This window comes from Pseudomonas nabeulensis, assembly GCF_004682045.1.
GTDB lineage: Bacteria > Pseudomonadota > Gammaproteobacteria > Pseudomonadales > Pseudomonadaceae > Aquipseudomonas > Aquipseudomonas nabeulensis.
In genome coordinates, this window is sequence record NZ_QUZT01000002.1 from 118,151 (window position 1) to 129,967 (window position 11,817).

Annotated in this window: 8 protein-coding genes; all 8 read left to right on the top strand. The window is 61.9% G+C overall.

Annotated elements, in window-relative coordinates:
- Positions 1 to 44 precede the first annotated feature (44 nt).
- Entirely contained in the window at positions 45 to 1,517 is a 1,473-nt protein-coding gene (betB, locus tag DYL61_RS02015) for a betaine-aldehyde dehydrogenase (RefSeq protein WP_135306997.1), read from the top strand.
- A gap of 176 nt (positions 1,518 to 1,693) precedes the next feature.
- Positions 1,694 to 3,397, top strand: a complete 1,704-nt coding sequence (gene betA / locus DYL61_RS02020) for a choline dehydrogenase (protein WP_135306998.1) — start codon at positions 1,694 to 1,696, stop codon at positions 3,395 to 3,397.
- A gap of 178 nt (positions 3,398 to 3,575) precedes the next feature.
- Entirely contained in the window at positions 3,576 to 5,018 is a 1,443-nt protein-coding gene (locus DYL61_RS02025; protein WP_135306999.1) for a TldD/PmbA family protein, read from the top strand.
- Positions 5,018 to 6,334, top strand: a complete 1,317-nt coding sequence (locus tag DYL61_RS02030) for a TldD/PmbA family protein (RefSeq protein ID WP_135307000.1) — start codon at positions 5,018 to 5,020, stop codon at positions 6,332 to 6,334. Before DYL61_RS02025 ends, DYL61_RS02030 begins: the two co-directional genes overlap by 1 nt.
- Positions 6,335 to 6,587: 253 nt before the next feature.
- Positions 6,588 to 7,436 (top strand): alpha/beta fold hydrolase, encoded by an 849-nt coding sequence (locus DYL61_RS02035; RefSeq protein ID WP_135307001.1) that lies wholly within the window; start codon positions 6,588 to 6,590, stop codon positions 7,434 to 7,436.
- A gap of 37 nt (positions 7,437 to 7,473) precedes the next feature.
- Positions 7,474 to 8,901: a multidrug transporter subunit MdtD gene (gene mdtD, locus DYL61_RS02040; protein ID WP_135307002.1), complete on the top strand. Its 1,428-nt coding sequence runs from the start codon at positions 7,474 to 7,476 to the stop codon at positions 8,899 to 8,901.
- 131 nt (positions 8,902 to 9,032) lie between these two features.
- The gene (gene dbpA / locus DYL61_RS02045) at positions 9,033 to 10,370 is read left to right on the top strand and encodes an ATP-dependent RNA helicase DbpA (protein WP_238704514.1); all 1,338 of its coding nucleotides are present in this window, start codon (positions 9,033 to 9,035) and stop codon (positions 10,368 to 10,370) included.
- A gap of 159 nt (positions 10,371 to 10,529) precedes the next feature.
- Positions 10,530 to 11,708 carry a BaiN/RdsA family NAD(P)/FAD-dependent oxidoreductase gene (locus tag DYL61_RS02050; RefSeq protein ID WP_135307003.1) on the top strand — a complete coding sequence of 393 codons (1,179 nt, stop codon included), beginning with the start codon at positions 10,530 to 10,532 and terminating at the stop codon, positions 11,706 to 11,708.
- Positions 11,709 to 11,817: the final 109 nt, after the last annotated feature.

Here is an 11,817-nt window from a genome sequence, read left to right on the forward strand (position 1 = left end):
AACGCCCGAACCGCGCCAACCACTTATGCACTTGCGAGGACTTTATGGCCCGTTTCGAACTGCAAAAACTCTACATTGACGGCGGCTACAGCGACGCTGGCAGCGATGCCACCTTCGACGCCATCAACCCGGCTAACGGTGAAGTCCTCGCCCAAGTGCAACGCGCCACCTTTGACGACGTTGAACGCGCCGTGGTCAGCGCCGAAAAAGGCCAGAAAATCTGGGCCGCCATGACCGCCATGGAGCGTTCGCGCATCCTGCGCCGTGCCGTCGACATCCTGCGCGAGCGCAACGATGAGCTGGCCGCCCTGGAAACCCTGGACACCGGTAAAGCCTTCTCCGAAACCAAGTACGTCGACATCGTTACCGGCGCCGACGTACTGGAATACTACGCAGGCCTGGTGCCCGCCATCGAAGGCGAGCAGATCCCACTGCGCGACACTTCGTTCGTCTACACCCGCCGCGAGCCGCTGGGCGTGGTCGCCGGTATCGGCGCGTGGAACTACCCGATCCAAATCGCCCTGTGGAAATCCGCACCGGCCCTGGCCGCCGGTAACGCGATGATCTTCAAGCCAAGCGAAGTCACCTCGCTGACCACCCTGAAACTGGCCGAGATCTACACCGAAGCCGGCGTTCCGGCGGGCGTGTTCAACGTACTGACCGGCAGCGGCCGTGAAGTCGGCACCTGGCTGACCGAGCACCCGCGCATCGAAAAAATCTCCTTCACCGGCGGCACCGACACCGGCAAGAAGGTCATGGCCAGCGCGTCGAGCTCCTCGCTCAAAGACGTGACCATGGAACTGGGCGGCAAGTCGCCACTGATCATCTTCGACGACGCCGACCTGGATCGCGCCGCCGACACTGCGATGATGGCCAACTTCTACAGCTCCGGTCAGGTGTGCACCAACGGCACCCGCGTATTCGTACCGAAGCACCTGCAAGCCGCGTTCGAAGCCAAGATCGCCGAGCGTGTTGCGCGCATTCGTGTGGGTAACCCGGAAGACGAGAACACCAACTTCGGTCCGCTGGTCAGCTTCCAACACATGGAAAGCGTGCTGGGCTATATCGCCAAGGGCAAAGAGCAAGGCGCACGCCTGCTGTGCGGCGGCGAGCGTTTGACCGCTGGCGACTTCGCCAAAGGCGCGTTCGTGGCGCCGACTGTATTCACCGACTGCACCGACGACATGGTCATCGTGCGTGAAGAAATCTTCGGCCCGGTCATGGCGATCCTGACCTACGAAACCGAAGAAGAAGTGATCCGCCGCGCCAACGACACCGACTTCGGTCTGGCGGCCGGCCTGGTCACCAAAGACCTGAACCGCGCGCACCGCGTGATTCATCAGCTGGAAGCGGGTATCTGCTGGATCAACGCCTGGGGCGAGTCCGACGCGAAGATGCCAGTGGGTGGCTACAAGCAATCCGGTGTGGGCCGTGAGAACGGCATCAGCTCGCTGAACAACTTCACCCGCATCAAATCGGTACAGGTTGAGCTGGGCGATTACGCCTCGGTGTTCTAACACCCGAGTCCTGTATTGCCTGTGAGGCCGCCATCGGGGGCAAGTCGAATCGTCGCACCGCCCCTCCCACATTTGACTGTATTTACATATCTGGATTTGTGAACACAGTCAGTGTGGGAGGGGGCTTGCCCCCGATGAGGCCCTACCTGACCACACTTCAAAAAGGGGTACATCCAATGTCCCAAGAATACGACTACATCATTGTGGGTGCCGGCTCCGCCGGTAACACCCTGGCGACCCGTCTGACCGAAGACGAAGGCGTCACCGTCCTGCTGCTGGAAGCCGGCGGCCCCGACTACCGTTTCGACTTCCGCACGCAAATGCCTGCGGCGTTGGCGTTCCCGCTGCAAGGCCGCCGCTACAACTGGGCCTACGAGACCGATCCAGAGCCGCACATGGACGGCCGCCGTATGGAATGCGGTCGCGGCAAGGGCCTGGGTGGTTCTTCGCTGATCAACGGCATGTGCTACATCCGCGGCAACGCCATGGACTACGACGGCTGGGCAAAACTGCCAGGCCTGGAAAACTGGACGTACCTCGATTGCCTGCCGTACTTCCGCAAAGCCGAAACCCGCGACATCGGCCCGAACGACTGGCACGGCGGCGATGGCCCGGTCAGCGTGACCACGCCCAAAGCCGGTAACAACCCGCTGTTCCACGCCATGGTTGAAGCCGGCGTGCAAGCCGGTTACCCGCGCACCGTCGACCTGAACGGCTACCAGCAAGAAGGCTTCGGCCCGATGGACCGCACCGTCACGCCTAAAGGCCGTCGCGCCAGCACCGCGCGCGGTTACCTGGACACCGCCAAGAAGCGTTCGACGCTGACCATCGTCACCCACGCCCTGACCGACAAAGTGTTGTTCGAAGGCAAGCGTGCCGTTGGCGTGCGTTACCTGATTGGCGCCGCCGAAGAGCGCGTTGAAGCCCGCGCCCGTAAAGAAGTACTGGTGTGCAGCGGCGCAATCGCTTCGCCGCAATTGCTGCAACGCTCCGGCGTTGGCCCGGCCAAACTGCTGGAAAGCCTCGACATCCCGGTGGTCCACGACCTGCCCGGCGTCGGCGAAAACCTGCAGGATCACCTTGAGCTGTACCTGCAATACGCCTGCACCCAACCGGTGTCGCTGTACCCGTCGCTGCTCTGGTACAACCAACCGGCCATCGGTGCCGAGTGGCTGTTCAACGGCACCGGCATCGGCGCCAGCAACCAATTCGAAGCGGGCGGTTTTATCCGTACCCGTGAAGAATTCGAATGGCCGAACATCCAGTACCACTTCCTGCCGGTGGCGATTAACTACAACGGCAGCAACGGTGTGCAAGAGCACGGTTTCCAGGCGCACATGGGCTCCATGCGTTCGCCGAGCCGTGGTCGCATCCAGCTCAAGTCGAAGAACCCACGGGACTACCCGAGCATCCTCTTCAACTACATGGCCACCGAGCAGGACTGGCAGGAATTCCGCGACGGCATCCGCCTGACCCGTGAAATCATGCAGCAGCCAGCCCTGGACCAGTACCGTGGCCGCGAAATCAGCCCGGGCATCGAAGTGCAAACCGATGAACAGTTGGACAAGTTCATCCGCGAGCACGCCGAGACCGCGTTCCACCCGTCCTGTTCGTGCAAGATGGGCACCGACGACATGGCGGTCGTGGATGGCGAAGGCCGCGTGCATGGCATGCAAGGCCTGCGCGTGGTGGATGCGTCGATCATGCCGATCATCACCACCGGCAACCTGAACGCGCCGACGATCATGATCGCCGAGAAAATCGCCGACAAGATCCGTGGCCGCCAGCCGCTGCCGCGCAGCACTGCCGACTACTACGTGGCCGGCGATGCGCCGGTGCGTGGCAAGCCGATGCGTGAAGTAGGCCCAACAGCACAGTAACTGATGTACTTTGTGGCGAGGGAGCTTGCTCCCGCTGGAGTGCGAAGCGCTCCCAAGATTTTTGGGGCCGCTGCGCAGCCCAGCGGGAGCAAGCTCCCTCGCCACAGGTGCTCACCTCCTCCTTGATCAGCTACTCTGTCCGCCTGCCCGCGACGAGCCCGCCCACAAGGAAGGCCCCATGTTCGACTACCACGCCACACTCAAAAAACACTTCGCAGCCCTGCGCACCCGCGCCGAATTTTTCTCGCTGCGTTACGTGCGCGAATCCGGCCACTCCCTGGCCGTGCGCAAAAACGTTGCCGAACCGCCGCACCTGAACCACGACGAAGGCGCCATGCTCACCGTGCGTCTCAACGGTGTGGAAGCCTACGCGGCGACCAACGATATCTCCCTGGCCGGCCTGCAAGCCGCCCTTGAGCGTGCCGAACAACAGGCGCGTTTGATCAAGCCCCATGCCCTGCTGGATCTACGCGACCAACATGTCTCCAGCGATGTCGCCGACTACCTGTCCCCCGAACTCGACCAGCCCTTCCCTTCCTTGAGCGACTGCTACCAATTGCTCGGCAGCGAATCCGCCGCAGTCCCCAAGGATGACCGTCTGGTGAGCTGGGAAGTCAGCCTCGGCCTGACCCACGTCGAGCAGATCTACCTCAACAACGCCGGCGCCGAACTGCGCCAGGCCCAGCGCTTTGTGTTTCCCGGCGTCAACGTCACCGCCTACGACGGCCACGACAGCCAGACCCGCACCCTCGGCGGCAGCAATTTCGGCCAACAGGGCGGCATTGAAGTGATCAACCGCTTCGGCCTGGCCGGCGCCGCGCCGCGCATCGCCGACGAAGCCCTGCAATTGCTGCTCGCCCCGAATACGCCCAACGGCCCGCGTGACCTGCTGTTGATGCCCGACCAGATGATTTTGCAGATCCACGAGTCCATCGGCCACCCGCTGGAGCTGGACCGTATCCTCGGCGATGAGCGCAACTACGCCGGCACCAGTTTTGTGAAGGCCAGCGACTTTGGCCAGCTGCAATACGGCTCACCGTTGCTCAACGTGACCTTCGACCCGGACATTCCCGAGCAACTCGCCAGCTACGGCCATGACGACGACGGCACCGCCGCGAGCAAACAATTCCTGATTCGCGAAGGCCTGTTGCTCAAGCCACTGGGCGGCGCGTTGTCGCAATTCCGTTCGGGCATGGGTGGCGTCGCCAACAGCCGTGCCAGCAGTTGGAACCGTGCGCCCATCGACCGCATGGCCAACCTGAATATCGAAGCCGGCGACCAGAGCCTGGCGCAACTGGTGGGCGGTATCGAAAACGGCATCCTGATGTCGACCAACCGTTCGTGGTCCATCGACGATGCGCGCAATAAATTCCAGTTCGGCTGCGAGTGGGGCCAGTTGATCGAAAACGGCGAGCTCAAGGGCGTGGTGAAAAACCCCAACTACCGGGCGATTTCCGCGCAGTTCTGGCGCAACCTCAGCGCGGTCGGCGACGCCAGCACCTTCAAGGTCTTGGGCACGCCGAACTGCGGCAAAGGCGAACCCAACCAGGTAATTCGCGTCGGCCACGCCTCGCCGGCCTGTGTGTTCAGCAACGTTGATGTATTCGGGGGAGATGCCTGATGAACAACTTCAAGGCATTGGTGGAATGGCTCACGCAGGCCATCACCGACAGCGAACAATTCCACCTGGGCTATGCGGATGAATCGTCCGAGTTCGTGCGGTTCAACCACGCCAAGGTGCGCCAGGCGGGCCAGGTACAGCAGGCCAGCGTCAACCTGAAACTGATCAATGACGGGCGTCACGCCGACCTGGCCATCACCCTCGCGGGCGAACCGCAGGTTGACCTGCAGCGCCTCGCCGACGGCCTGCAACAACTGCGCGAAACCTTGCCGCTGTTGCCCCCCGACCCTTACCTGCTGCTGAACCACAACGCCTGGCAGAGCAACAACGAACAGGCGCAACCGCTGCCGGAACTGGCCCTGGTGCTGGAAGACATCAGCCGTGCCGCAGACGGCGTGGACCTGGTGGGGTTCTATGCCGCCGGGCCGATCAGCCGTGGCTTTGCCAGTTCATCGGGGGCGTTTGGCTGGCACCAGGCCAATAGCTTCAATTTCGATTTCAGCCTGTTCCACGCCAATGGCGAGGCGGTCAAGGCCAGCTACGCCGGGCACACGTGGGACAGCACCGAATTTGCCGCGCGTTTCCAGCAGGCCCGCGAGCAGTTGGAGTACCTTGGCCGTCCGCTGCACACACTGGCGCCTGGGCAATACCGCGCCTACCTCGCGCCAGCGGCGATTGAAGAAATCATCAGCATCATTACCTGGGGTGGTTTCTCCGCCCAGGCCATCGCCAGCAAGGGCAGTTCATTGCAAAAGCTCTATGCAGGCGAACAGTCCCTGAGCCCGTTGGTGACGGTGGCCGAGCAGGTCAGCGGCTCGTTGAGCCAGGCGTTCTCCACCGAAGGCTACCCGCGTGGCGATGTCACGTTGATCGAGGCGGGCAAGGCCGAAGGCCAGTTAATCAACTCCCGCAGCGCCGCCGAATACGGTCTGAGCACCAACGGCGCCAGCAGCGATGAATCGCCCAGTGCGTTGCAGATGGCGGCGGGTAGCCTGGCCCAGGCCGATATCCTCAAGCAGTTGGGCACCGGGTTGTACATCAGCAACCTGTGGTACTTGAACTACTCCGACCTGCCGGCGGCGCGCCTCACGGGCATGACGCGGTTTGCCACGTTCTGGGTGGAAGACGGTGAGATCAAGGCGCCGGTGAGTACCATGCGGTTTGATGACAGTGTGTATAGCTTGCTGGGGTCGCAGCTGGAAGCGCTGACGGCTGAGCGGGAGTTGTTGTTGTCGCCAAGTACCTATAGCCAGCGCAATACCTCGTCCAACCTGTTGCCGGGGGCCTTGGTAAAGCGCCTTACGCTGACCCTCTAAACACTGAAAATCCCTTGTGGGAGGGGGCTTGCCCCCGATGGCGGAATGTCAGTTGAAGCATCTTTGACTGATCCACTGCTATCGGGGGCAAGCCCCCTCCCACATTGACCGGTGTTGCTTTCAGATACCTCGCTCGTCCTTCTTCCTACCGCCAATTCCCAACTAAAGCTTGTCCCCCCGTGCTCAGTTGTCCCCCGTAAAAAACCCCGTTATAACGGTTGGTGGCACCCCGCCACCTACAGGGAACGTTGACATGAACCAGGGAAGTTTCGTCATACAAAAGCTGTTCAAACACTACAACGTTCACATCGAGCGATTAGGCAACGACCCGCACAAAGACACGGTGCTGATGGTCAACGGCGCGCTGTCCACCACCCGCTCCTTCGCCCGCACCAGCAAGTGTTTGGCCGAGCATTTCAACGTGCTGTTGTTCGACCTGCCCTTCTCGGGTTATTCCCGCGAGCACAATGCCGACCTCGACCTGGTGACCAAGGACGACGAGGTGCAAATCCTGCGGGCCTTGGTAGAACGCTTTGAGGTCAACCATCTGGTCTCGGCCTCCTGGGGCGGCATCTCCACCCTGCTGACCCTGGCGCACAACCCGCCGTCGATCAAAAGCTCCGTGGTGATGGCCCTGGCACCCAACCTCAACCAGGCCATGCTCGACTATGTGGAGCGCGTGCGCGTGTTGATCGAGGCCGATGACAAATCCGCCGTCGGCCACCTGCTCAATGACACCGTGGGCAAATACCTGTCGCCGCGCCTCAAGCGCAATAACCATCGACATCTGTCGAGCATGGCCACTACCGAGTACCGCCAGGCGCGCTTTCATATCCATCAGGTACTGGCGCTGGGCGATGGCAATTACTTGCCCGCCCTCAGGCAGATTGAAACGCCGGTGCACTTCCTCAATGGCGCCCTGGATGAATACACCCCCGCCGCCGAGGCGCAACTGTTCAAGCAGTATGTGGGGCGCAGCAGCTTTGCCGTGGCCGAGCATACTGGCCACTTGCTCGACCTTGAATCCAGCGAAGCGGCGGCAGCGGTGCACCGTGAACTGCTGGATTTCCTGGTGGGAAAAGCCGCGACGGATGGCGCATAATCGCCAACACATAGCCTGCTAACAAAAAGGGTTTTCTATGCCGAATCGCGTCCCGCTCGATGCCAAGACCGCCCGCTGGCTCCCCTGGGTGGTGGCGATTGCCTTCTTCATGCAGTCGCTGGACGGGACGATCCTCAACACGGCATTGCCGGCCATGGCCCGGGACCTCGCGGAAAACCCGCTGCGCATGCAAGGCGTGGTGATCGCCTACATGCTCACCGTCGCCTTGCTGATCCCGGCGTCGGGCTGGATCGCCGACCGCTTCGGCACCAAGAAAATCTTCTTTGGCGCGATCATGCTGTTCAGCATTGGCTCGCTGCTGTGCGCCCTGTCCAGCAGCTTGACCATGCTGGTGGGCGCACGGGTGGTGCAAGGGCTGGGCGGCGCGTTGATGCTCCCCGTCGGCAGGCTGGTCGTGCTGCGTGCCTATCCCCGCTCCGAACTGGTGCGGATCATGGGCTTCATTACCATCCCCGGCCTGCTCGGCCCGCTGCTCGGCCCAACCATGGGCGGCTGGATGGTGCAATACCTGACGTGGCACTGGATCTTCCTGATCAACCTGCCGGTGGGCATGGTCGGCTGCTGGGCCGTGTGGAAACTGATCCCGGACCTGCGCGGCAGCGAGCGCACACGCTTCGATAGCATCGGCTTCTTGCTGTTTGGCGCGGCGATGGTGCTGATCACCATCGCCATGGAAGGCCTGGGCGAACTGCACCTGCCGCACCTGCGGGTGATGTTGCTGTTGTTCGGTGGCTTGGCGTGCCTGGCGGCGTACTGGTTGCGGGCGGGGCATATCGATAACCCGCTGTTTTCGCCGGTGCTGTTCAAGACGCGCACCTTTGCCGTGGGCATTTTGGGCAACCTGTTTGCCCGCCTGGGCAGCGGCGCGTTGCCGTTCCTTGTGCCATTGCTGTTGCAGGTGGCGCTGGGTTACTCGCCCTCGGAAGCGGGCATGAGCATGTTGCCCCTGGCAGCGGCGGCGATGTTTGCCAAGTCCATTGCCCGGCCATTGATCGAGCGCCTGGGGTATCGGATCGTCCTCACCGGCAACACCTTGGCGCTGGGTATCATGCTGGCGAGCATGGGCCTGGTCAGCGAACAGACGCCCTACCCGCTGCTACTGGGCATGCTGGCGGTGCTGGGGGCGATCAACTCCCTGCAATTCACCGCAATGAACACCGTGACCCTGATCGACCTGGACGACGCCCAGGCCAGCAGCGGTAACAGTTTGCTGTCGGTAGTGGCGCAATTGTCCCTGAGCCTTGGGGTGGCCTGCGCCGGTGCATTGCTCGGCGGCTTTACCGCAGAAACCGGCAACGACGGCGTGAGCACGGTACTCGGCGCGTTCCAACTGACCTTCCTCACCGTAGGCATCATGGCGATGCTAGCGGCGGCGATCTTCCTGCAATTGTCGCCAACCGACGGCAAACGGGTGGTCAACCGTGAGCACGATATCGAGCACTAAGTAGGCTTCCCGTCTAGAACTTGCAGGGAAAATCCTGCGGGACTGGTACACTGCGCAACATTTTGTTTTGCAGAGCCAGTCCCGTGACTACCATCGCCACCGCTTTTAATACTTTGCCCCTGTCCGCCGCCATGCTGGCTAACCTCGACTCGCTGGGTTATGTCGAGATGACGCAGATCCAGGCGCAGAGCTTGCCGGTGATCCTCAAGGGGCTGGACCTGATCGCCCAGGCCAAGACCGGCAGCGGCAAGACCGCCGCCTTCGGCATCGGCCTGTTGAACCCGATCAACCCGCGCTACTTCGGCTGCCAGGCCCTGGTGCTGTGCCCCACACGTGAGCTGGCCGACCAGGTCGCCAAGGAAATCCGTCGCCTGGCCCGTGCCGAAGACAACATCAAGGTCCTGACCCTGTGCGGCGGCGTGTCCCTCGGCCCGCAGATCGCCTCCCTGGAACACGGCGCCCACGTCATCGTCGGCACGCCGGGCCGTATCCAGCAACATTTGCGCAAAGGCTCGCTGGTGCTGGACGGTTTGAACACGCTGATCCTCGACGAAGCCGACCGCATGCTCGACATGGGCTTCTACGACGCCATCGAAGACATCATCAGCAAGACCCCGCCACGCCGCCAGACCCTGCTGTTCTCGGCCACCTACCCGGTGAGCATCAAGCAGTTGGCGTCCAAGTTCATGCGCGCGCCGCAGCAAGTGAAGGCCGAAGCGTTCCACTCCGATGACCAGATCGAACAGCGCTTCTACGAGATCTCGCCGGACGAGCGCATGGCCGCCGTGACCAAGGTGCTGGCGCACTTCCGCCCGGCCTCCTGCGTGGCGTTCTGCTTTACCAAGCAGCAAGTGCAGGAAACCGTGGATCATCTGACCTCCAAGGGCATCTCTGCTGTTGGCCTGCACGGCGATCTGGAACAGCGCGACCGTGACCAGGTACTGGCGATGTTCGCCAACCGCAGCACTTCGGTGCTGGTCGCGACTGACGTGGCGGCACGCGGTTTGGACATTGACTCGCTGGACATGGTGATCAACGTCGAACTGGCCCGCGACTCGGAAATCCACATCCACCGTGTAGGCCGCACTGGCCGTGCCGGTGAGACCGGCCTGGCGATCAGCCTGGTGGCGCCGTCCGAAGCGCACCGCGCCCAAGCCATCGAGCAACTGCAAAAGACCCCGCTGAACTGGGACCAACTGGACAACCTCAAGCCGCAAAGCGGTGGTCCGTTGTTGCCGCAGATGAGCACGCTGTGCATTGCCGCTGGCCGTAAAGACAAGGTGCGTCCGGGCGACATCCTCGGTGCATTGACCGGCGAAGCCGGGATTCCGGGGGCGCAGGTGGGCAAGATCGCGATCTTTGACTTCCAGGCGTTTGTGGCGGTTGAGCGCGGCATCGCCAAGCAGGCGTTGCAGCGCTTGAATGACGGCAAGATCAAGGGCCGTTCGTTGCGCGTGCGGATCCTGTAACACGATCTCCAATTTATCGGAGATCCCATGTGGGAGGGGGCTTGCCCCCGATAGCGGTCTATCAGGTAAAGATGTACTGACTGACACACTGCTATCGGGGGCAAGCCCCCTCCCACATTTGATTGCATTTCAAATCAATATTTTTGTGAGGACAAAGCTGTGCGCTCGACCGAAGTTGTGATCATTGGCGCCGGCGCCGCAGGCTTGATGTGCGCGCTGACCGCCGCCGGGCGTGGGCGCAAGGTGATGTTGATCGACCATGCCAACAAGGCCGGCAAGAAGATCCTGATGTCCGGCGGTGGCCGCTGCAACTTCACCAATATGTACACCGAGCCTGCCAACTTCCTCTCCCAAAACGCGCACTTCTGCAAGTCGGCCCTGGCCCGCTACACCCAGTGGGACTTTATCGGCCTGGTGGCCAAGCACGGCGTGCCGTACCACGAAAAGAAACTCGGCCAACTGTTCTGCGATAACAAGTCCAGCGACATCCTCGGCATGCTGCTCGACGAGTGCATCCAGACCGGCGTGAACCTGCACCTGGACACCTCGATCCAGGAGATCGCCAAGGTCGACGGCGGCTACCAATTGCAAACCACCTTGGGCGAACTGCGCTGCGAGTCGTTGGTGATCGCCACCGGCGGCCTGTCAATTCCAACACTGGGCGCCACCGGTTTCGGCTATCAAGTGGCCAAGCAATTCGGCCATGAGCTGCTGCCGACCCGCGCCGGGTTGGTGCCGTTCACCATCACCGACCAACTCAAAGACTTGTGCGGCGAGCTGTCGGGGACGTCCGTGGATTGCCTGGTGAGCTGCAATGACCAGAGCTTCCGCGAGAACATCCTGTTTACCCACCGTGGCCTGAGCGGGCCGGCGATTTTGCAGATTTCTTCGTACTGGGAATCCGGCGATACAGTGGAGATCAACCTGTTGCCCGACCACGACGCCCATACCTGGCTGCAACAGCAACAGGCCGAGCGGCCCAACAGCGAGTTGAAAACCCTGCTGGGTGAAATCTTCACCAAGAAGATGGCCAACCTGCTGGCGGAAACCTGGTTTGTGTCCAAGCCGATGAAGCAGTACACCCATGCGGAAATTGCCGATATCGCGGCGAAACTGGGGAGCTGGCAGTTGGTGCCGGCGGGGACTGAGGGTTATCGCACAGCGGAAGTGACACTGGGTGGGGTGGATACGCGGGAGGTGTCGTCCAAGACCATGGAGTCGCTGAAAAGTCCTGGGCTGTACTTTATCGGCGAGGTACTGGATGTGACGGGTCACTTGGGCGGCTTCAACTTCCAGTGGGCATGGGCCTCTGGCTACGCCGCCGCACAATACGCCTGACCTAAGGATGTACTGGGTTAAAGGTGGGAGGGGGCTTGCCCCCGATAGCGGTGTATCAGTAACTGATGGGCTGACTGACACACCGCAATCGGGGGCAAGCCCCCTCCCA